Source organism: Lawsonibacter sp. OA9 (assembly GCF_022440585.1).
In genome coordinates this window covers 1583510-1605434 of the sequence record NZ_JAKNTI010000022.1, presented here as the reverse complement: position 1 = coordinate 1605434, position 21925 = coordinate 1583510, and the positions used below count along the sequence as shown (strand labels likewise).

The window sequence follows — 21925 nt, the reverse complement described above, 5'->3', positions numbered from 1 at the left end:
ATATTATAGATATGAGTGAGAGAAAAGTCGCAGTTGAGCCCGCGGACCTGGCGCGGCAGTGGCCTCTGTCCGCAAAGGAGCAGGTCCACCAGGAGCTAAAGAGGGCCTTAGAAGGGTGCCGGCGGAAGATGGTGGTGCTGGACGACGATCCCACCGGCGTCCAGACGGTTCACGGCCTGTATGTCTATACAGACTGGGAGCGGGAAACACTGCTCCAGGGCCTGCGGTCGGAACAGCCCATGTTCTTTGTTCTGACCAACTCCAGGGGCTTTACCGCGGAAGAAACAGAGCGCGCCCACCAGGAGATCGGGAAGAATCTGGCCTGGGCGGCCAGAGAGGCGGGGCAGCCCTTTGTCCTAATCAGCCGGGGAGACTCCACGCTGCGGGGCCATTATCCCTTGGAAACGGAGACATTGCGGCAGACCCTGGAGAGAGAGCTGGAGACCTGTTATGACGGCGAGATCATCATGCCCTATTTCCAGGAAGGGGGCCGGCTCACCATTGGAGATGTCCACTATGTGAAGATGGGAGAACAGCTGGTGCCCGCCGGCATGACGGAATTTGCCAAGGATACCACCTTTGCCTACACCTCCTCCGACCTGAAAGACTGGTGCCAGGAGAGAACCGGGGGCAGATACCGGGCGGAGGAGATGGTATCCATCTCCCTGGAGGAGCTCCGGGCCCTGGATTATCCGGGTATCACCAGGAAGCTGATGGGCGTGTCCGGGTTTCAGAAGGTGGTGGTCAACGCCGCGGATGACCTGGACGTAGAGGTTTTTGTCACCGCTCTGATGGCGGCCTTGAATCAGGGAAAGCAGTTTCTTTACCGCTGTGCCGCCGGACTGGTCCGGGTAATGGGCGGTGTAGAACATCGTCCACTCCTGGGCCGGGCGGAGCTGCGTGACCGGGATAACCCGAATGGAGGCCTGGTGGTGGTGGGCTCCCATGTGAAAAAGACGAGCCAGCAGCTGGAATGCCTTCTGGATGGTGTGGATGGCCTGGAGGAGATCTGTTTCCAGGCGGAGAGTGCCCTCCAGCCGGGTGGTCTGGAGGAGGAGCGGGCGAGAGTGTCGGCCAGGGCCCAGCAGGTGATACGGGCAGGACGGACCGCTGTAGTCTATACCAGCCGCCAGGTCCTCCGGGTCAGTCAAGAGAGCGCCGACGCCAATTTGGAGCTGAGTGTGCGTATCTCGCGGGCCCTTACTGGGGTAGTGTCCGATTTGAGAGAAAGGCCGTCCTTTATCGTGGCCAAGGGGGGCATCACCTCCAGCGATGTGGGTATCCAGGCACTGGGCGTCAAAAAGGCGTTGGTGCTGGGGCAGGCCGCCCCTGGAGTTCCGGTTTGGAAGACTGGAGAGGAGAGCAGATTCCCCGGTATGTCCTATATTATTTTCCCAGGAAATGTAGGAGAGGTGACAACACTGCGGGATATCGTCCACGAACTGGTCTAAAAGATGCAGGTGCCCAGTCGGGCCGCTGAAATAGGCGGCCCGATTTCTTTTTGAATTAAAAAAGGAATTTATGGGGACAAGACATATTTTCTCTTCCGTTTTTGAAACAAATCTGTTATACTATTTAAGACAGCCCGCAGGGAGAGTGTGGGTGCTGGCTCTTTGGAAAACGAACTGGGGATGAGAGGGAGAGAAGACCGTTTGGTATTTGTGCTGCTGTTCCTGTTTTGGCTGCTGCTGAACGGAAAGGTGACCGTTGAGATCATATTGGTTGGCGCGGCAGTTTCTGCGGCGCTGACTTGTTTTGCCCATCGGGTGCTCCATATTTCGCCTCAGGGAGAACTGCGCGTTCTGCGCAGACTCCCTGAGGTATTTTGTTATCTGATGTGGCTGATGGGCCAGATTTTGCTGTCCAACATCCAGGTCATCGGCCGTATCCTGACCCCTGGGAAGAAACAAGCTCCGGCAAAATTGATCTGGTTTCAGCCTGGGACAAAGGGTGACCTGGCCAAGTTGGCCCTGGCGAATTCTATCACCTTAACGCCCGGGACAGTGACGGTGTCCATGGGGCCGGATATGCTGTGTGTCTACGCCCTGGACCCTGAGTTTGGAGCAGGACTAAAGGAATCTGCCTTTGCGGAGAAACTGAAAAAGCTGGAGGAGGAGCGCCATGGCTGAGTGTACGCCGATGCTGCGGGCAGTTCTGACTGCTGTACTGTGCCTGCTGGCGCTGGGTATTCTGTTATGCCTGATCCGGGCTATCCGCGGGCCCAGGTATACGGACCGGGTGATAGCCCTCAATGAGATATGCACGTTGGTCATCTTTGTGATCTGTATTTTGTCCTATCTGCTGGGAAAGGCATACTTGGTGGATGTGGCTATCCTCTACGGACTACTTAATCTGCTGGCGGTGGCTGTTTTAAGCCGCGTTACCGTGGAACGCCACCGAAACCGGAAGGAGGGAAAGAAATGACTATCCGTACCATAGCTGCCCTGGGGCTGATTCTTCTGGGAACCCTGGTGGTAGCCATCTCCATTCTGGGGCTGTTCCGCTTCCGGGATGCCTTGGAGCGTATCCACGCGGGAGCGGTGACCGACACCCTGGGTGTGCTGCTAATCCTGGGGGGACTGATCCTTCTGTGTGGCTGGAACGGGCATGGGATTAAGCTGGCTGCAACGCTGGTGGTCCTCTGGGCCACCAATCCCATTTCTTCCCACCTGATTGCCAGAATGGAACTGATTACCGGCCGGGATATCGAACCAGATCAGCTGACCGGAGAGGGGGAGCGGGAATTGTGATCGTACTGGAGATCATTCTGCTGCTGTTCTTGGTGTTCTGCGCCGTGGCCGCGGTGGTGACCAAGAGACTTGTGGCCTCGGTCATCATCTTTATGTCCTATTCCTCGGTTATGGCCATCCTGTGGTTTCTGCTGGAATCCCCCGACCTGGCCATTACAGAGGCCGCTGTGGGGGCGGGTGTCACAAGTCTGCTGTTCTTCCTGGCCCTGAGAAGGGTGAATGCCCTGAAAGGGGTGGACAAGGATGAGGAGTGACCATACTGAAGAAAGCCGCTTTGAGCGGTTTCTCCACTGGGCAGAGGGGGAAGAAGCGGATCAGGGGTCGGAGGAGGCCGAGGACCCGGAGCGGGCAGAGTTCGTGGAGTATCTAGAATATATTGACTCCCACGAGCCCATGGATTTCGGTGCCTACCGGCTGATGCGGATGCGGGAGCGAGCGGCAAAAGGGATCCCTCAGCCTGCGGTACCAGGCCATCATGCCGTCGTGGAACAGAGAGCGGTCAGAGCGGGTGGTCGAAAGAGGGGGTACCGGCCAGGCACACTGAAAAAGTTGGTGCGTGTCTACCGTATTCTGTCCGTATGTGTGACCATGGTGCTGATGCTTACCCTGTTGCTGGTAGTTCTTTCCATGCCGCGGTTTGGGGACCCGGAAGCCCCGGCAATCAACGAGGTATCTCAGCGATATCTGGAAAAAGGCGTGGAAGAAACAGGCGCGGTCAATGCCGTAGCCGGAATGATACTGGATTACCGGGCATTTGACACTTTTGGTGAGTCTACGGTCCTCTTTGCGGCTGCTATGAGTGTGGTCCTGCTGCTGCGTAAGACTGGGAAGGAGGACGGCCAGACTGCGCCTTGTGATTCGGTACTGGCTCAGATGGGGCGGCTCATCCTGCCGGCGGTGATGATGTTTGGCGTCTATGTGGTCCTCAATGGCCACCTAAGTCCCGGCGGAGGCTTTTCCGGAGGGACTGTGCTTGGGTGCGGATTGATCCTCTGCTCCATGATCCTGGGGAGTGAAGAGATGGAACGCCTGCTCCCGCCCAGACGCATCACGGCGGTGACGGTTACCTGCCTGTTAGCCTATGGCCTGATGAAAGGATATTCCTTCTTTACCGGGGCCAATCACTTGGGGTGGGAGGTGCCCAAGGGGACGCCGGGCGCCATTTTCAGCGCCGGATTCATCCTGCCCCTGAATATCTGTGTAGGCATCATCGTGGCCTGTACGATGTACACCTTTTTTACCCTGTTTTCACAAAAGGAGGGGTAAGCCTTGGCGGAATTGATTTTACAGCAGCGGTTTTACATAGCGGCGATCCTCTTATTTGCCATAGGGATCACCACGCTATTTCTCCATCCCAATTTAATCAAAAAGATTATCGGACTCAATCTTATGGATACCTCAGTATTCCTTTTCTTGGCGGCCATGGGCTATGTGGAGGGAGGAAGCGCCCCCATTTTGGAGGAGGGGATGGAGCGGGCTGTACGGATCAATCCGGTACCGGGAGGGTTGGTGCTGACTGGTATCGTGGTGGCGGTGAGTACGACGGCACTGTTTCTGGCCCTGACCTGTCGGCTGTACAAGAGGTATCACAGCCTGAATCTGGATGTCATTCTGATGCGTTCCAAAGAAGAACATCATAATTAGGGAGATATAAATCAGAGACAGAATGGAGGTGAAGCTTTTGCCCTTTACATATAACGTTCCTTTCTTCAGCATTTTTCTAGCCCTGCTCAGTGCGGTGTCAGTTCCGTTCCTGAAAAATGGAGAGCAGGCACTTCGGATGATCCGGGTGGTCCAGGCCGTGGTGGCAGCCCTGTCGGCGGCTCTGCTGGCCCACCTGTGGAGTGGGGACAGCTTCACCTTTATGATGGGACATTTTCCGGCCCCTTGGGGAAACGAACTGCGGGCTGGTCCTCTGGAGGCATTGCTGGCCCTGGCCTTCAGCTTGGTGATGTTTCTCTCTCTTACTGGTGGCGCAGAGGACATCCGCCGGGACATTCGGGAGGAGCGCCAGGGGCAGTATTGCCTGTTGATGCAACTTCTCTATGCGGCTCTGCTGGCCATGGTTTATACCAATGACCTCTTCACCGCCTATGTCTTTGTGGAGATCGCAGCGGTCACCGCCTGTATCGCTGTGGTAGCGAAGGAGAGCGGCCGCTCTGTGGTGGCGGCCATCCGGTATCTGGTGTTCAGCTGCCTGGGTTCCGGCTTGATCCTGCTGGGCATTTCCATGCTGTATAGCGTCACCGGACATCTGCTGATGGAGGACTTGGGGCGGGCGGTAGCACAGTTGGCCCAAACCGGCAGATATGCGATTCCACTGACAGCTTCGGCACTGCTGATGACTCTGGGGCTGGCGATTAAAAGTGCTCAGTTTCCCTTTCACGCCTGGCTGCCCGACGCGCACGCCAGCGCGACGACCGCCTCCAGCGCCATTTTGTCTGGACTGGTGCTGAAGGGTTACATTGTATTGATTATAAAGCTGATCCTGCGAGTGTTTGGCAGCAGTGTACTGATCGAAATGTACCTCCATGACCTGCTTTTCCTTTTGGGCGTAGCTGGTATGCTGTTCGCTTCGGTGGCTGCTTTGCGGCAGGAGGAGGTAAAGAGAATGATCGCCTACTCCTCCTCGGCCCAGATATCCTATATCTTTCTTGCCCTGGGGCTGGGCAGCCGGGCGGGGACCGCCGCGGCCTGCTTCCAACTGCTGACCCACGCCTTTACAAAGCCCATGATATTTGTGGGTGCCGGGGCCCTGATACGGGCCGGGGAGGGAGGACATTACTGGAGTGACCTGCGGGGTATGGCCTGGCGGGCTCCAGTGGCCGGCATCGGGTTTACCGTGGGCGGCCTGTCTCTGTGCGGCCTACCGCTGCTGGCCGGCTTCTCATCCAAATATAGTCTGGCTGTGGCGGCACTGGCGGGAGAGTGGCAGACGATGCCGACTCTGTTCAGCCTGGCTGTCAGCTCCGTCCTCAACGCCATGTATTATATCCCCGCTATTTTGGTCATCTGGGGCAGGAGGGACGGGGAGAGAGGTGCTTTCCTGCCCGCAAAAGAGGCATCGGCCCACCGCTGGGCTACCCTCTGCTTCGTGGCGTTCAACCTGGTGCTGGGCGTGGGGGTAGGACCGATCCTTGCTCTGATTCATACAGGACTCGCGCTGTTTTGATTGACCATTTGAAGAGAAAGAAGGTGACAGGATGGAAATGCTGTATGGAAACTGGCTGGTGCTGCCTGTGCTGTTTCCCATATTCGGCGGCCTGATGGCGGCCCGCATCCATACCCTTGGGGCGCGACGTACCGTCGTTTCCACCATCCTGATCCTTCAGATCCTTCTGGTCTTGCCTGCGGCCATTTATGATACACCACCCTATACCATGCTGCATTTAGCCCCAGGGCTCCGCATCGTCCTGCAGGGGGACGCTCTGGGGCGTTTTTTTGCCGCCTTGATCTGTATCATCTGGTTCGCAGTGGCCTTTTTCGCCTATGAGTATATGAATCATGAGGGCCACCGGGAGCGGTTTTTTGGATTTTACCTCATGACGCTGGGCGCTCTGATGGGCATTTGCTTTGCGGGCAACTTAGTCACGCTCTACCTGTTTTATGAGCTGATGACGTTGTGTTCCGTCCCTCTGGTCCTGCACATCGGCACCAAGAAGGCATTTGAGGCCGCCTATCGCTACCTGGCCTTTTCTGTGGCCGGGGCAGGGCTTGGACTGCTGGGACTCTTCATGCTCCAGGGCTACTGTACCACAGACCTGTTTACACCAGGCGGCGTGTTGAACAGCTCTTTGGCCTCTGGGGACCGCCAGTGGCTTCTGTGCGTGTTCCTGGTCATGGCAGTGGGGTTTGGCTGTAAGGCGGGAATGTTCCCGCTCCACGCATGGCTGCCCATCGCCCACCCGGTAGCACCTGCCCCCGCCTCCGCGGTCCTGTCTGGCCTTATTACTAAGATGGGCGTCTTTGCCATAATCCGGGTGGTTTACTATCTATATGGATGGGATTTTCTCAGCGGAACTTGGGTGCAGAGAACGGTGCTGATCCTGGCTCTGGTCACGGTGCTCATGGGCTCCACCCTGGCCCTGCGGGAGGACACACTGAAAAAAAGGCTGGCCTACTCAACGGTCAGCCAAGTGTCCTATGTGATTTTCGGCCTGATGTTGCTGACCCCTGCCGCATTGGAAGGCGCGCTCTTCCAGGTGGTGTTCCACGCCATTGGAAAGAATGCCCTGTTCATGGCCACAGGCGCCATCATCTATAAAACACACCTGACCCAGGTTTCTCAGATGCGCGGTGTGGGCACGGTGTATGGCATCACTATGTGGTGCTTTGCGCTGGCCTCTCTGTCCCTGATCGGGATTCCGCCCACAGGGGGTTTCGTGGCCAAGTGGATGCTGGCCCGTGGGGCGCTGGAGGCCGGGCTGGGGCCGGTGTCCTATGTGGGCATCGGGGTTCTGATGCTCTCCGCTCTGCTTACCGCCTGCTATCTGCTTCCCATCATTACCTCGGCCTTTTTCCCCGGCAAGGGCTTTGACCGGAGCCAGATCGTCAAACAGCAGGATACCTGGCTCATGTGGATCACCCTCTGCTTCCTCACCGCGTCTGTGGTGATTTTAGGGATGTATCCCGGCCTTCTCTCTCCCGCGGTGGAGGATATCCTGGCTCCGCTTTTTGGTTGAGCCTTCAGACCTTGTGAGGAAAGGGGGTGTTTCCTTATGTGGATCATGCTAGCAGTGTTGTTTCCTATCCTGAGCGGCGGGATGCTGCCCATTTGGAAGCCAAGGGGCCGGCGGGGACGGCAGCACTATGTGTTGTTCGTATCCTGCATGACCGCCGTCCTGTCCCTGACTGCCATCTCGGAGATGAAGGGGGCAGAGGCCGTGGTCCTGGTCCATCTGGGGGAGCGGCTGTCTGTTGCGTTCCAGGTGGACGGACTGGGCTGTGTCTTTGGCACAATGGTGTCTCTGCTGTGGCCGCTGGCTTGCCTGTATGCCCTGGAATATATGAGTAGGGAGGGGGGAGAGGACCGTTTTTTTTCCTTCTATCTGGCTGCCTTTGGAGTGACGTTGGGCGTCGCCTTCTCGGCAAATATCCTGACCATGTATTTCTTTTATGAGCTGCTTACCCTGGTTACCCTTCCCCTGGTCATGCACGGTATGGACGGCAAGGCGCGGTACGCCGGACGAGTCTATCTGGTGTATTCCATGAGCGGTGCCGCCCTGGGCTTTATCGCCATGGTCTTTCTCCTCCAATACGGCAGCGGGATGTTCCGCCTGGGAGGCACTCTAATCTCAGAGGGGACCAGCCTAGACACCCTGCTGGTGGCCTATGTGCTGGGCTTTTTTGGCTTTGGGGTGAAGGCGGCGGTATTTCCAGGGCACAAATGGCTCCTGCGGGCCTCGGTGGCCCCCACACCGGTGACCGCCCTCCTCCATGCGGTAGCTGTGGTCAAGGCGGGGGTGTTCGCGGTAGTCCGGCTGACCTGGTATGGCTTTGGCCCGGATATCCTGCGGGGTACATGGGCGCAGGACCTGGTGCTGGCGGCGATTCTCTTTACCATCGTCTTCGGCTCGTCCAAGGCGCTCCAGACCAAACATTTGAAGCGGAGGTTGGCCTGGTCCACCATCAGCAACCTGTCCTATGTGCTGCTGGGCGTGATGACCCTGTCTACGGCTGGCTTGGTAGCCGGCATGACCCATATGGTGTTTCATGCGGTTCTAAAGATCACGCTCTTTTTTGGGGTGGGTGCGGTCCACTATAAGATGCACCGGGACTTCGTCCCAGATATTGAAGGGTGTGGCCCGCTGATGCCGGTGGTTTTCAGCACTTTTACCGTCACAGCGATGGGGCTGATGGGAGTGCCTCCACTGGCCGGCTTTACAAGCAAATGGCTGCTGGCGACTTCCAGTGTGGCTCTGGGTACCCCGCTGGGATATTTGGGTGGCGCCGCCCTTATCGCCTCGGCGATCCTGACCGCCCTGTACCTGATGCAGATCGTCATGCTGGCCTTTTTCCCCAGACAGCACCGAGCTATCTCGGTGCGTATTCCAAGGCAGGCCCGGCGGGACCCTGGCGTGAGGATGACCATTCCCTTGGTCGTACTGGCTCTTGCCTCGGTCATTCTTGGGCTGATGGCCCAGGAGGTATATCTGGGCATCAGCCGGCTGCTGTTCTTATGACCGAGCATAGATAGGGGCATGCATTATTTTGGAGAGGGGGAGAGGAACCTGTGGGACGGATTCTGCTGCTGCTGGTCGCAATGCCTATTGTGTGCGGGCCGGTCAGCTATCTGGTCGGTCGAGTCTGGAAAAAGGCGAGGGATATCTTTGTCCAGTCTGCCGCCGCGCTGGAGCTTCTGCTGGTGCTGTCAATGGCCATGGGAGAGGACACCGCAGTCCGGTTGGACGGCTTTTGTGGGCTCGGCATCTCCTTTGCTTCCGGTGGGTTCCACTCGCTTATGGCCATGCTGACTGCTACGGGGTGGTTGGCGGCGACCATCCTGTCTGACGAGTATTTTGCCCACATCAAAAGGCGGAACCGCTACTATCTGTTTTGGCTGGTCACATTAGGGGCTGCCATGGGCGTATTTTTATCTGCTGACTTGTACACTACCTTCCTATTTTTTGAGGTCATGTCCTTTACCTCTTATGTGTCGGTGGTCCAGACAGAGGAGGAGGAGGCCCTGCGAGCCGGAGGCACCTATTTAGCGGTAGCTGTCATCGGCGGTCTGGTTACCTTGTCAGGGTTATTTCTCCTGCACTTCCAACTGGGTACCCTTCAAATTGACCAGCTGGCACAGGCGGCGGCACAGGCTTCTGACCGTACCCTGCTCTGGGTGGGCGGCCTGCTGACCCTGGTGGGCTTTGGCGCCAAGGCGGGGGCGTTTCCACTTCACATCTGGCTGCCCACCGCCCATCCGGCTGCACCTGCCCCCGCCTCGGCGGTCCTGTCCGGTGTTATCACAAAGACAGGGATTTACGGGGTAGCTGTGCTGTCCACAACCCTGTTTCTCCATGACGGAAGCTGGGGCGCCATGCTGGCAGCCATCGGGGCCGTCACCATGGTTTTGGGGGCTGTGCTGGCCCTCTGCTCCGTGGACCTCAAAAGGACACTGGCCTGCTCCTCAGTTTCCCAGATCGGTTTTATTTTGGTGGGGCTGGCGATGCAGTGTCTGCTGGGCAGCCATAACGCCCTGGCGGTGGACGGGACGGTCCTCCATATCGTCAACCATTCGCTAATCAAGCTGGCGCTCTTCCCGGCTGCAGGCGTCATCCATCTGTCTACCCATTCCTTTGACCTGAACGATATACGGGGCTTTGGCCGAAATAAGCCCATGTTGGCCCTTATCATGGGGATCCCCATGCTCAGTCTGGCGGGGCTGCCCCTGCTCAACGGCTATGTGAGCAAAACACTGCTCCACGAGAGCATCGTGGAATATATCCATCTGTCAGGAGAGCGGGCCTGGGCCTATACGGCGCTGGAGTGGCTGTTTCTTTTTGCGGGTGGGCTGACCTTGGCCTATATGCTGAAGCTGTTTCTCTGCATCTTTGTGGAGAGAAACCGGCTGCCCCAGGAGGTACTGGATAAAAAATGGCGCCGCCATGGCGGCTATATCGCTCCGGCCTCCGCGGCTGTTCTGCTGACATATGTGGGGGTGATGCTCCTCCTGGGCCTCCTTCCCGGCCGTTTTATGGATAGGATCGCTGCCTTTGGCCGCTCCTTTTTCCAGGGAGCGGTGCCGTCTCACGCGGTAGATTACTTCTCTGTGGTCAATCTGAAGGGGGCGGCGATCTCACTGACCATCGGCCTGGTGGTCTACCTCCTGGTGGTGCGTACCCTGCTGATGCCCAAAGGAGAGAGCGGGAGAAGGTACTACCGAGACCCTATTCCAGGATGGCTCAATCTGGAGTACGGGCTGTACCGACCGCTCCTGAAATTTTCCACCCAGGTACTGCTGCTGGCGGCTGCCTTTGTGGACCGGGTGGGCTTCCGGCTTTTGTTCCGGGGACTGCCTGCCTTGTTCCTAAGATGGAGCCGATGGCTGATCGACCGACGAAGCCGGCTGGTGAGCGCCCTTACGGGGCAGGAATATACACCACGGCCCAGCCTGGAACAGGTAGTGGATGACTCTAGCTTCGGCCTGTACGACGACCAGCCCCAGCGGGGGAATGGAGTCATGCGTTCGCTGGCCTTTGGCCTGATCCTGACCGGACTTGGCCTGGTGTTCTCGATTCTATTCATTTTCTTGCACAGATAAAAAAGCGTCCTGTACCCAATCTGGATACAGGACGCTATCTTTATTTGACTGAAATCATGCGGGAGAAATAAAGGTGGTGACCTGGCCATACAGGATGAAGGCCATAGCCACAGGGGCCACAAAGCGGATACAGATGCTGAAGAAGGAATACAGACCGTCCCCCATGGTATTTCCTTCTAAACTGACCTCGTTGCGGATGACCTTGGGGCCAATGACCCAGCCCACCAAGATAGACATGACCAAGGCCCCCAGAGGCATGGCCACGCCCTCAGAAATAAAGTCCATGAAGTCGAGCCAGGTGCCGCCCAGGGTCATACCAGTATCCTGGAAGGGAATCCAGAGTCCATTGGAGCCAAGCCCATCGGCGGCTACCAGAACAGCCTCCGCTAGCACGATGAGACAGGCGATCGCTACGATTCTGCTGCGCTTGGGCGACCTACCCTTGGCTACCTGATGGTCAATGACGAAGGTGACCAGCACCTCGACTAGGGCGATGGCGGAGGTGATAGCCGCCAGGGTGACAAACAGGAAGAAGAGAATACCAAAGATGGGGCCAAAGGCGCCCATAGAGTTAAAGACGTCCTGCATGGTGATGAACAGCAGTTTGGGACCGCTCAGTTCAGCACCCTCACCGCCCAGAGCGAAAGCGGCGGGGAGAACCGCAAGACCAGCCATAATGGCCACACAGGTATCAGAGATGATAATAATAAGGGAGTTTTTTACAAGGCTCTCCTTTTTGCTCAGGTAAGAACCGTAAGTGACGGTGATACCCATAGCTAGGGATAAGGAGAAGAACATCTGGCCGCCAGCGGTGGAAAGTACCTTCAGGAAGCCCTGAACAGAGGAGAAGGGCTCCCAGTTGGGGGAAAACATGAACTTCAATCCCTCGAAAGCTCCGGGAAGTGTTACAGCCCGAATGATGACGATGAGCAGCATAATCGCCAAGGCAGGCATACCGATTTTGTTGAACTTTTCAATACCATCTTTGATGCCGCCGCGGATGATGAGGTAACAGATAGCGATGAAGAACACAGTAGAACCGATGGCCAAGGGCTGGTTACTGAGCATATCGGTAAAAGACTGTGCGCCGGAGATGCTGGACAGGGAAAATACCCCAATCAACTCGGCAAAGTTGAGGCACACATATTGGATACAATAGGCGCCTAGAACGGTGTAGAAGCTTAGGATCAGCAGGGGAGAGATGATGGCTAGGAACCCCAAGAAGGTGCCCATGCCTCCAGCTACATTTTGATAACTTACCAGGACGCTTTTGCCGCTCTTCCGGCCGATTGCCAGCTCGGTTAGCATGATGGGAAAGCCTACCAGGACAGCAAGGGCGATGTAGATGATCAGGAAGGGAAAGCCGCCGCTGGCACCCATCTTATAGGGAAACCCCCAGATGTTGCCCAGTCCGACAGCAGCGCCTACCGTAGCCATCAAAAACCCGATGTTACTGCCCCATTGTCCTCTGTGATGTTCCATAATGATCCTCCCATTCTCTATAAATATCCCTTACAACACATCCTGAAATAGAATGTTAAAAAACATTGTAACAGAATATGAAAGACGTGTCAATGTAGAATTGCATTTTTATAGGGATGGGAAGCGTTAGAAGGAGACGGAAAAATCGACTGTTCCCTGTTGCCTTTTTTGATAGCTGATATATAATAAAAACAGAGACGGCTGTCCACATTCCAGCCGCATGAGAGAAGGAGAGAGAACACTATGGACTACGCGAAGGAGAGCCTCCGCCTCCACCAGCAGTGGGGGGGAAAAATAGAGGTAGTGGCTACTGTACCCGCTAATGACCAGGAGTCTCTGTCCCTGGCCTATACGCCCGGTGTGGCTCAACCGTGCCTAGCCATCCGTGACAATATTGACAGGAGCTATGAATTGACCAGGCGTCACAACCTGTGCGCCGTCATCACCGATGGTTCGGCGGTTCTGGGGTTGGGAGATATTGGTCCGGAGGCCGGAATGCCCGTCATGGAGGGCAAATGTGTCCTGTTCAAGACCTTTGGCGGGATAGACGCCTTTCCCCTATGTGTCAAGACTCAGGACGTAGATGAATTTGTCCAGACGGTGTATAACATCTCCGGCTCCTTTGGGGGCATCAATCTGGAAGACATTGCCGCGCCCCGATGCTTTGAGATCGAACGGAAGCTGAAGGAGAAGTGTGATATCCCGGTCTTTCACGACGACCAGCACGGCACCGCCATCATCGCCTTGGCCGGACTGACCAACGCCCTGAAGGTAGTGGGGAAGAACAAGGAGGAGGTGCGCGTCGTCTTTTCCGGCGCCGGCTCGGCGGCCATCTCCATTACGAGGCTGCTCCTTCTGGCCGGCTACCGGGATATCACGCTGTGCGACAAATTCGGGGCCATCTACCAGGGCTGCCCTCAGCTGAACTGGGCCCAGCAGGAGATTGCCAAGGTGACCAATCTGGAGGGACGACGGGGGAATTTGGCGGACCTGCTGGTGGGCGCTGATGTGTTTATCGGCGTATCTGCCCCCGGCCTTGTAACTCCGGACATGGTTCGGACGATGGAGCGGGACGCCATCGTCTTTGCCTGTGCCAACCCTACACCGGAGATATTCCCGGATGACGCACGGTTGGGAGGCGCCCGTGTGGTGTCTACCGGACGAAGCGATTTTCCAAACCAGATCAACAATGTACTGGCCTTCCCCGGTGTGTTCCGGGGTGCCTTTGACGTGCGGGCCAGAGATATCAATGAGGAGATGAAGATGGCTGCGGCCCAGGCCCTGGCCGGCTTGATTTCCGAGGAAGAGCTCTCGGAGGACTATATCATCCCGAAACCCTTTGACCCCAGAGTGGTGCCGGCGGTGGCAGAGGCGGTAGCGGAGGCGGCCCGCCGCACCGGGGTAGCCCGCATCTGAACCAGAATAGGGAGAGCAGTCCGCTGAAAATGGCGGGCCGCTCTCCTTTTCCATATCCAAAGGTGAATGGACGGAGGGGCCGCTGGGCCTTGATTTTGCGGGAGGCAGTCGATATAATAATACCATTATAATACATACTATTGACCTGCTGCGCGAGGCAGGTGCCCGGAGCACCCCGAAGAGGCGTATTGATATAAAAGGAGCAGAGCTATGGATATCCGCAAGCTGTCACAGAACATCCAGGAAGAAACAGGAAAGATCATCGTAGGAAAATCGGACCGGATCAGACTGATCGTGATGTCGATTCTGGCCAATGGACATATCCTGCTGGATGATCTGCCCGGCGTGGGAAAGACCACCCTGGTTAAGACCATCTCCATCGCCTTGGGCTGTCAGTCTGGACGAATCCAGTTTGTCCCGGATCTGCTGCCCAGCGATATCATCGGTATGCGGATATACAATCAAAAAACCGGGGATTTTGAGCTGCGCCAGGGGCCGGTAATGACCAATCTCCTGCTGGCAGACGAGATCAACCGTGCCATTCCCCGCACTCAGTCCGCCCTGCTGGAAGCCATGGAGGAGCGGCAGATCTCCATCGACGGCGAGCAGTTCCCTCTGCCCGCCCCTTTCCTGGTGCTGGCTACTCAGAACCCGGTGGAGTCGGAGAGTACCTTCCGGCTCCCTGCGGCCCAGATGGACCGCTTCCTTATCCGCATCAGCATGGGTTACCCAACTCCGAAGGAGGAACGGCGGATGCTCCGTAATTTGGGGGACGAGATTCCCTTTGACCAGGTGCGGCCGGTCACCAATGCCCAGGAGCTGGTGGAGGCCCAGCGGCAGATCAGCCAGGTACACCTGTCCGACGCGGTGGCCGATTACATCGTGGCGCTGGCCGCCGCCACCCGAAGCCATCCCCAACTGAAGATGGGGGCAAGCCCCAGGGCCACCCGGGGGCTCTACCGGGCGGCAAAGGTCTGGGCCGCCATGGAGGGCCGGGATTTCGTGACGCCGGACGACGTAAAGACACTGGCCGCCCCAGTGCTGGAGCACCGCCTGATCCTGGACAGCGGGGCCCGATTCTCCGGCGTATCTGTGTCCGCCATCTTGGACGATGTGCTGGAACGGCTCCAGGGAGCGCCAGAGCTGGAAGCAGTCGCCCATGAAAAATAAGCTGGTATTCAGCCGCTCTAGCCTTCTGGTGTCTATCCCGGTTATAGCGACATCGGCTCTGCTGTGTGTGCTGGCCGCCTTTTTTGGACAGAGTGCCCTGGCCAGTGTCCTCATGTTCCTGTTCCTTCTTGCGGCAGTTTCCCGGATATGGGCTTTCGCCTCCGCACGAAAGGTGTCCATCCAGGTGACCAATCGGAGCGGCGGCTTGTTCCCTGGGGAAGAGACGACCTTTGATATCGAGGTATGCAACAACAAGTTTCTGCCTGTGGTATGGCTGGAGGTATTTTTTCCTCTGTCCAGAAACCTCTGCCTAAAGCCGGAGAACAGCCGCAAGCCCGACGATTGGGAGATGACCGCCCTGGAGGAAGAGGGGGCTTCCACCCAACTGGTGGGAGAGAAGCGGCTGACCATGTTTCTCTGGTATGAGCGGCTGCGCTTCTCCTCCAGGTGGACGGCGGAGCGCCGGGGCGTCTATTCCACACAAGGGTGGCGACTGAGGACGGGGGACGGTTTTGGACTAAGTCAGGTAGAGTGCCTCATTCCCAAAGAGGACGCACGGCAGTTTTTTGTCTACCCAAGGCTGGTCCGGGTGGTCCCGGACCTGTTCCTGCGCAACTTGTGGAACGCGGATACCGGGACCAGGGGCGTCGTGGAGGACCTGACGGTGATCCGCTCCACCCGGAACTACATGACCACCGACTCCCTGAAGCATATCAACTGGCGTCTGGCCGCACGGGGGCTGCCTTTGTCCGTCAATGTGTATGAGGATATTTTGCCCAAAAATGTCCACTTCCTCCTGGACGGGGAGAGCTTTGGAGGGAACGTCCCCCATTGGGAAGAGTTGGAGGAAACTTTGAGTATCCTGGCCTCTGAATTCGTCCTGCTGGCTGACTACCAGGTTCAATGCGGCCTGAGCCTCTGCCGGGGTCTCAGCGGCAGGGCGGTCAATCTGTTTGCTGTCAGCCATGTGGAGGAGCTGCTCTGCGCCCTGGCCGCCTACGAGCCCTGTGCGCGGGTGCGCAAAGAGGACGGGGGGGAGTTTATCCTCCAGCAGCCGGTCTTTGACCAGGGCCCCATCTACGAGAGCGCCCAGAAGGTGGGCCGCTTCTATTACATCGCCTATGATACGGCATGCCTGGGGGACCGGGGACTGCTGCGCCGGCTGGGAGAGGAATGTACCTCGGTGCTGACCTACCGGGAGCCGGAGCCGTTTGGAGAATTTGAGCTGGTTTGTCTGTCCAGCCTGAGGGAGGGACCTGTCCATGGATGAGCGGCGGACCTTCTCATCGCTGGTGCTCCAGTTCACTCTGGCGGCCAACCTGTGCACCTTTTTCTATTTGATGACCCTGTCCACCAGAACACCCAATGGATACTATCCGCTGTCGATGCTGGTCTACTCTCCTGCTGTTTATCTGTTGAACAAGCTGTTTTTGAGCAGGCCACAGACTATGAGGAGACTGGTGTTGCTGAATACAGCGGTGGGAGCCCTTTTTTTCCTGTCTATTCTTCTGCTGGGAGAGCAGAAGGAGATGCTGCTGCTGGTATTTGCCGCGGGATTCTGTCTCTGGATAACCATGAAGGGGGGATACCGAAGTCTCCACGCACCTACACTCCACGAAATGATACTGAGTCTGGATACAAGCGCCGTAATGCTGGTCCTCCTGATGGGTTACACCTCGATCATGGGGAGCGGTATCCTATGGGTACTGCCTGGAGCGGCCGGCTTTGCCGCCGCCTGCTTGGGCGTAGCGGCCAGGCGGATGTATGGCCCAATCACAATCAAGGGCTGGGCTCTCTTGGGGATTGCCTTTGTGGGCATTTTTGGACTGATGGTTTTGCTGGTAGGAGTGGCGGCAGCCCCGGCCGGAGAGGGGATCGTGATGCTGTGGAATGGGCTGGTTACCATGGCAAAGGGAGTATTGGCTCTGCTGTGGCGGCTGCTTCTGTTTTTGTCTTCTCTGCTGCCGGAGATGGCCGCCGGGGATTTGGAGGAGCCCTATGCACAGATCCAGTTGCCGGAGGAGGAGCTTGTTCAGGCGGAAGCCAACCCTGTGTTGACCATCATCCTTCTGGTGCTGGCGGCGGTGGCGCTCCTCCTTTTCCTGGCGTGGCTGTTAAGGCTGATGGGACGGCTGAAAATTGGTGGGAGGAAGGTGCCGAAGGCTGCAAAGGCGCCTCAGCGCCGCCGTATCTCCCTGTGGAGTGGGCTGAAGCGGCTGCTAGAGAGCTGGAGAACCCGGATTCGTCTGCATCTGTTCCTGACACGTCACCGGGACACCCCTGTGGGGATGTTTTACGGCCTGGTCCGCCGCTGCCGACTCAGCCCCTGGCGTAAGCGGACTGGGGAAACGCCACGGGAATTCTTGCTCCGTCTGCGCCGAAGCGCAGGGGAGGACCTGGAGTTGGCCGCGGCCCTGGATGGACTGATTCCTGCGGTAGAGACAGCCCTTTACAGCCCTGCCGGCCGGAGCGACACTGTGGCCCAGGCTGGGCTGATCCGCCGCCGGATCGGGCGGGCTGTACGGGGACAGTTCCTGCGGGATAGCTGGTCTTCTGTCCGAAGGCTGAGAAAACCCGGTGTTGACAAAGGGACAAAACTGTGATACATTTGGCACACTGCGGAGATGAGGAAGAGTAGCAGAGGCAATTCCTGCCCAGAGAGCCCCCGGATCGGTGCAACGGGGGAGAGGAAGCTTTTGTGAATACCCCTCGGAGCAGCCGCCTGAACCGCCGAGAACGGCCTAGTAGGGGACAGGCCGGAGAGCGCCCGTTACAGCGCTGGAGTCATGTACTCCGAGAGGCTTCCGCCGCGAGGTGAAAGCATACCAGAGGTGGTACCGCATTTTCATGCCCTCTGTCCAATTTGGACAGAGGGCTTTCCTCATATCAGAGCAGAGAGGAGCCTACGCATGACAGCCAGCCAAAGGGGAACACTGTTCGTAGCCATCTCAGCCGCCCTTTACAGCATTGGCGGGCTTTGCATCAAGGTCATCCCCTGGAACGGAATGTCTATCAATGGCGGACGGACCGCAATCGCCCTGGTAGTCATCGGGGCCTATCTGCTGTGGACCAAGCACCCTCTGCGCCTGAACCGATGGGTGGCACTGGGGGCCCTGTCCGTGTTTGGGACCAACGCCCTGTTTTCTCTGGCCAACAAGCTGACAACCGCCGCCAACGCCATTGTGCTTCAATTCACAGTGCCCATTTTCGTCATCTTGTTCTCCGCCCTTTTTTTTCGGAAAAAGCCCCAAAAGCTGGACCTGGCAGCCTGTGCGGTGGTGCTGGGTGGCATCCTCTTTTTCTTTCTGGACAGCCTGGAGATGGGGGGAGGGCTGGGCAATGTTCTGGCCCTGCTGTCCGGCGTGAGCTACGCCGGAGTGTTTCTGATGAACGATATGCCGGACAGCGACGCCATCTCCTCCGTATTCTGGGGAGATGTGCTGTCCGCCGTGACAGGGCTTCCCTTTTTGGCGCATGAAACGGAATTTACTGCCACAGCGGTTTTCAGCCTGGTCATTCTGGGGGCCTTCCAGGTAGGGGTCGCCTATGTGCTCCTGTGCATTGGCCTGAAGACCACCCCGCCGGTGACGGCCAGCCTGATCTCCGGCATCGAGCCGGTGCTCAACCCTATTTTGGTGGCGATTTTTTATAAAGAGGCCATCGGAGCCTATGCCATGGTGGGAGCGGCCATCGTCATCGGCGGGGTGGTGGCCTATAATGTACTCAAGCTCAAGCTGGGCGCGAAAGCACAGCATTCCAATATCCCAACAAAATGAAGATAACAGCCATGGAGAAAAGAAAGGAAAGGAAGTATAGATATGACCTGTTATGAAGAACTGAAGGCCAGAGGCCTCATCGCCCAGGTGACCAATGAGGAGGAGATCTCCAAAATGATCGACGAGGGGAAGGCTGTCTTTTATATCGGCTTTGACCCCACCGCGGACTCCCTCCATGTGGGCCACTTCATGGCCCTGTGCCTGATGAAGCGCCTCCAAATGGCAGGGAACCGGCCGATTGCCCTCATCGGCGGCGGTACCGGATATATCGGGGATCCCTCCGGACGCACGGATATGCGGAACATGATGACCCCTGAGACCATCCAGCACAACTGCGACTGCTTCAAGAAGCAGATGGAGCGGTTCATCGAGTTCGGCGAGGGCAAAGCCCAGATGGTGAACAACGCCGACTGGCTGCTGAAGCTGAATTATATCGACCTGCTGCGGGATGTGGGTGCCTGCTTCTCCGTCAACAATATGCTTCGGGCCAAGTGCTACGAGCAGCGGATGGAGAAGGGACTGAGCTTCCTGGAATTTAACTACATGATTATGCAGTCCTATGACTTCTATTACCTGTTCCAGAACTATGGCTGTAATATGCAGTTCGGCGGCGACGACCAGTGGTCCAACATGCTGGGCGGCACCGAGTTGATCCGCCGCAAGCTGGGGAAGGACGCCCACGCCATGACCATCACTCTGCTGCTCAATTCTGAGGGCAAGAAGATGGGCAAGACCGCCAAGGGCGCCGTGTGGCTGGACCCCAACAAGACCAGCCCGTACGAGTTCTACCAGTACTGGCGCAACGTGGGCGACGGGGATGTGCTCAAGTGCCTTCGTATGCTCACCTTCCTGCCCATAGAGCAGATCGATGAGATGGACAAGTGGGAGGGAAGCCAGCTGAATACCGCCAAGGAGATCCTCGCCTTCGAGCTGACCAAGCTGGTCCACGGAGAGGAGGAGGCCCAAAAGGCCCAGGAGGCCGCCAAGGCCCTGTTCGTAGGCGGGGGAGATATGAGTAATGTGCCCTCCACCGCACTAACCGAGGCTGACTTGACCGACGGTTCTATCGGGATCTTAGACCTGATGGTCAGGTGTAAGCTGGCCCCCTCCAAGAAGGAGGCCCGCCGCCTAGTGGAGCAGGGCGGCGTCACTGTCAATGACGAAAAGGTGGCGGATGTCAATACGGCTTATACCGCCCAGCAGCTCTCCGACGGCCTAATGGTCCGCAAGGGGAAAAAAGTGTTCCACAAGGTGTCTCTGTAAAGTTGCACGGCCGGACAGGGGCTCGACAGACGTTTTTGGGAAAAGGCCAGAAAAGGAGCGGCGGATATGACCAAGGTAATGTTGACCTGCGGTGACTATCAATTTTTCGCGCGGTTGGAAGAAGAAAAGGCCCCCAGGACCTGTGCCATTTTTAAGAAGATGCTTCCCATCGAGGACAGGCTGATCCATGTCCGCTGGAGTGGAGAGGGGATGTGGATTCCCATGGGCGACACCCGGTGGGAGGGGCTGGACTTTGAGAACCACACCAGCTACCCCAGCAAGGGGGAATTGCTCATCTATCCAGGGGGCATCAGCGAGATGGAGATGATCCTGGCCTATGGCGGCGTGTCCTTTGCCAGCAAGGTGGGACAGTTGGCGGGGAACCATGTTCTAACGATTACCGAAGGGCTGGACCAGCTTTATGAACTGGGGAGGAAGACCCTGTACGAGGGAGCGCAGAACATCCGTATCGAGCTGGCCGAGGACTGATTGACAGCAGAAACGAAAAGCGGCGTGGGGATATTTCCCACGCCGTTTTTATGCTTAGAAGCCGCCAAGATCCCGTATAACCGCCCCGGCCAATACCAGCCCAGCGGCGGCGGGAACAAAGGAGATGGAGCCGGGGGTGGCCCGTCGAGCGGAGGAGCCGGGGCGGGTACCCTCACCGGCGGGAGCCTCTGCCTCGATAAGCTGGGCGGGGGAGAGGGGCTCCTCTCTGGAGTAGACCACCTTCAGATGGAGGATACCCCGCCGACGGAGCTCTTTACGCATGACGCGGGCCAGGGGACAGCCCTGGGTTTTGGAGATATCCGTCACTTCAAAGGCGGTGGGGTCCAGTTTATTTCCCGAACCCATGGCGCTGATGATGGGGATGCCTAGCGCCGTACACCGTGCAATCAGTTCCAGCTTGGCGGCCACAGTATCGATACAGTCGGCCACATAGTCGTACTGGGACAGGTCTACCTGATGGGCGTTCTGAGGCAGATAGAACATAGGGACGGCCTTGACCTGGCAGCCGGGGTTGATGTCCAGTACCCGCCGGGCCATGACCTCCACCTTTGGCTGACCAATGGTGGACCGAAGGGCGGCGATCTGCCGGTTGAGATTGCTCTCCGACACGGTATCGTCATCATATAGGTGTAAAGCTCCAACGCCTGCCCGTGCAAGCGCCTCTACACAGAAACCGCCCACGCCGCCCACGCCAAAGACGGCGACCCGGGCGGCGGCCAGCCGGTCGAGCGGTTCCTCGCCGATGAGTAGGCGGGTACGGATAAATGGATCGGACATGGTGTCGCTCCTTGCCCCGCGCTCCTCCATATGGAGAGGCGCGGATATTTTATTTTTATTTTACCATATCCATTGGGTCATGGAAAGGGAGAAGACACTGGTAATTTTACAAAATAGGATTGGCGAGAAAACAGCGGCGCTAAACAGAATTCTCGAACAGTATGGAAAGATAGGATAGACAGGCAAGGAAGGGGTATCTGCCATACCATCAAAGGAAAGGACTTTTTTCCGATTTTCCATTGAAAAAGGGGAGAAGATGGGGTATAATACTCCTATCTCAGAAAATGGAGGAATCCTGCTATGACCATTACAAAAGACACCATCATCGGTGATATTTTGACCATCGCCCCCCAGACCGCTCCCCTGTTCCTGGGCATTGGAATGCACTGTCTGGGCTGCCCCTCCTCCCGTGGAGAGACCGTGGAGCAGGCCTGCATGGTCCACGGGGTGGACTGTGATGCTCTGCTGGCGAAGGTCAACGAGATGATCGCCGCCGGTGAGTAAAGTTTGAAAAGCGGGGG

At 57.4% G+C, this 21925-nt stretch carries 21 protein-coding genes; 19 read left to right on the top strand and 2 right to left on the bottom strand.

Annotated features, from left to right (window positions below; translation table 11 throughout):
• The first annotated feature begins 11 nt into the window (after positions 1–11).
• The 11 genes from MCG44_RS08950 (at position 12) to MCG44_RS08900 (ending at position 11010) form a co-directional block, all read left to right on the top strand.
• On the top strand, positions 12–1451 hold the full coding sequence (locus MCG44_RS08950) for a four-carbon acid sugar kinase family protein (RefSeq protein ID WP_240287800.1): 1440 nt from the start codon (positions 12–14) through the stop codon (positions 1449–1451).
• Positions 1452–1631: 180 nt separating this feature from the next.
• Positions 1632–2129, top strand: coding sequence for a Na+/H+ antiporter subunit E (locus tag MCG44_RS08945; RefSeq protein WP_186852495.1), 498 nt, complete (start codon positions 1632–1634; stop codon positions 2127–2129).
• Positions 2122–2424 carry a monovalent cation/H+ antiporter complex subunit F gene (locus MCG44_RS08940; RefSeq protein WP_147572213.1) on the top strand — a complete coding sequence of 101 codons (303 nt, stop codon included), beginning with the start codon at positions 2122–2124 and terminating at the stop codon, positions 2422–2424. The genes MCG44_RS08945 and MCG44_RS08940 overlap by 8 nt, the downstream gene beginning before the upstream one ends.
• Positions 2421–2750 (top strand): cation:proton antiporter, encoded by a 330-nt coding sequence (locus MCG44_RS08935; RefSeq protein ID WP_147572214.1) that lies wholly within the window; start codon positions 2421–2423, stop codon positions 2748–2750. Before MCG44_RS08940 ends, MCG44_RS08935 begins: the two co-directional genes overlap by 4 nt.
• Positions 2747–3004 (top strand): hydrogenase subunit MbhD domain-containing protein, encoded by a 258-nt coding sequence (locus MCG44_RS08930; RefSeq protein WP_240287798.1) that lies wholly within the window; start codon positions 2747–2749, stop codon positions 3002–3004. Before MCG44_RS08935 ends, MCG44_RS08930 begins: the two co-directional genes overlap by 4 nt.
• Complete coding sequence (mbhE, locus tag MCG44_RS08925) at positions 2994–4016, top strand: hydrogen gas-evolving membrane-bound hydrogenase subunit E (protein WP_240287796.1); 1023 nt, start codon at positions 2994–2996, stop codon at positions 4014–4016. Before MCG44_RS08930 ends, mbhE begins: the two co-directional genes overlap by 11 nt.
• A 3-nt stretch (positions 4017–4019) precedes the next feature.
• Positions 4020–4394 (top strand): sodium:proton antiporter, encoded by a 375-nt coding sequence (locus tag MCG44_RS08920; RefSeq protein WP_147572217.1) that lies wholly within the window; start codon positions 4020–4022, stop codon positions 4392–4394.
• Positions 4395–4431: 37 nt separating this feature from the next.
• Positions 4432–5922: a complex I subunit 5 family protein gene (locus MCG44_RS08915; RefSeq protein WP_240287794.1), complete on the top strand. Its 1491-nt coding sequence runs from the start codon at positions 4432–4434 to the stop codon at positions 5920–5922.
• A gap of 31 nt (positions 5923–5953) precedes the next feature.
• On the top strand, positions 5954–7432 hold the full coding sequence (locus MCG44_RS08910) for a complex I subunit 5 family protein (protein ID WP_240287792.1): 1479 nt from the start codon (positions 5954–5956) through the stop codon (positions 7430–7432).
• Between the two features lie 36 nt (positions 7433–7468).
• A complete protein-coding gene (locus tag MCG44_RS08905) occupies positions 7469–8932 on the top strand; it encodes a complex I subunit 5 family protein (RefSeq protein WP_240287790.1) in 1464 nt (487 codons plus the stop codon).
• A gap of 50 nt (positions 8933–8982) precedes the next feature.
• Complete coding sequence (locus MCG44_RS08900; RefSeq protein ID WP_240287789.1) at positions 8983–11010, top strand: complex I subunit 5 family protein; 2028 nt, start codon at positions 8983–8985, stop codon at positions 11008–11010.
• Positions 11011–11064: 54 nt separating this feature from the next.
• On the opposite strand, the gene MCG44_RS08895 is transcribed toward MCG44_RS08900, so the two are convergent.
• On the bottom strand, positions 11065–12492 hold the full coding sequence (locus MCG44_RS08895) for a sodium-dependent transporter (RefSeq protein WP_207721923.1): 1428 nt from the start codon (positions 12490–12492) through the stop codon (positions 11065–11067).
• Positions 12493–12735: 243 nt separating this feature from the next.
• On the opposite strand from MCG44_RS08895, the gene MCG44_RS08890 reads away from it, so the two are divergent.
• From MCG44_RS08890 to MCG44_RS08860, 7 genes are all read left to right on the top strand, one after another.
• Positions 12736–13908, top strand: coding sequence for an NADP-dependent malic enzyme (locus MCG44_RS08890; protein WP_147572222.1), 1173 nt, complete (start codon positions 12736–12738; stop codon positions 13906–13908).
• 210 nt (positions 13909–14118) lie between these two features.
• Positions 14119–15078 (top strand): AAA family ATPase, encoded by a 960-nt coding sequence (locus MCG44_RS08885; RefSeq protein WP_240287787.1) that lies wholly within the window; start codon positions 14119–14121, stop codon positions 15076–15078.
• The gene (locus MCG44_RS08880; protein WP_186852502.1) at positions 15068–16348 is read left to right on the top strand and encodes a DUF58 domain-containing protein; all 1281 of its coding nucleotides are present in this window, start codon (positions 15068–15070) and stop codon (positions 16346–16348) included. The genes MCG44_RS08885 and MCG44_RS08880 overlap by 11 nt, the downstream gene beginning before the upstream one ends.
• Positions 16341–17681, top strand: a complete 1341-nt coding sequence (locus MCG44_RS08875) for a hypothetical protein (protein ID WP_240287785.1) — start codon at positions 16341–16343, stop codon at positions 17679–17681. The genes MCG44_RS08880 and MCG44_RS08875 overlap by 8 nt, the downstream gene beginning before the upstream one ends.
• A 306-nt stretch (positions 17682–17987) precedes the next feature.
• Positions 17988–18854 (top strand): DMT family transporter, encoded by an 867-nt coding sequence (locus MCG44_RS08870; protein WP_186852504.1) that lies wholly within the window; start codon positions 17988–17990, stop codon positions 18852–18854.
• 42 nt (positions 18855–18896) lie between these two features.
• The gene (tyrS, locus tag MCG44_RS08865; RefSeq protein WP_147572227.1) at positions 18897–20117 is read left to right on the top strand and encodes a tyrosine--tRNA ligase; all 1221 of its coding nucleotides are present in this window, start codon (positions 18897–18899) and stop codon (positions 20115–20117) included.
• A 66-nt stretch (positions 20118–20183) separates the two neighbouring features.
• Complete coding sequence (locus MCG44_RS08860) at positions 20184–20606, top strand: DUF3830 family protein (RefSeq protein ID WP_147572228.1); 423 nt, start codon at positions 20184–20186, stop codon at positions 20604–20606.
• 54 nt (positions 20607–20660) lie between these two features.
• Here the strand turns inward: MCG44_RS08860 and MCG44_RS08855 are convergent, their stop codons facing one another.
• The gene (locus tag MCG44_RS08855) at positions 20661–21404 is read right to left on the bottom strand and encodes a ThiF family adenylyltransferase (RefSeq protein ID WP_147572229.1); all 744 of its coding nucleotides are present in this window, start codon (positions 21402–21404) and stop codon (positions 20661–20663) included.
• A gap of 300 nt (positions 21405–21704) precedes the next feature.
• Between MCG44_RS08855 and MCG44_RS08850 the strand changes: the two genes are divergently transcribed.
• On the top strand, positions 21705–21908 hold the full coding sequence (locus MCG44_RS08850; protein ID WP_147572230.1) for a DUF1858 domain-containing protein: 204 nt from the start codon (positions 21705–21707) through the stop codon (positions 21906–21908).
• Positions 21909–21925: the final 17 nt, after the last annotated feature.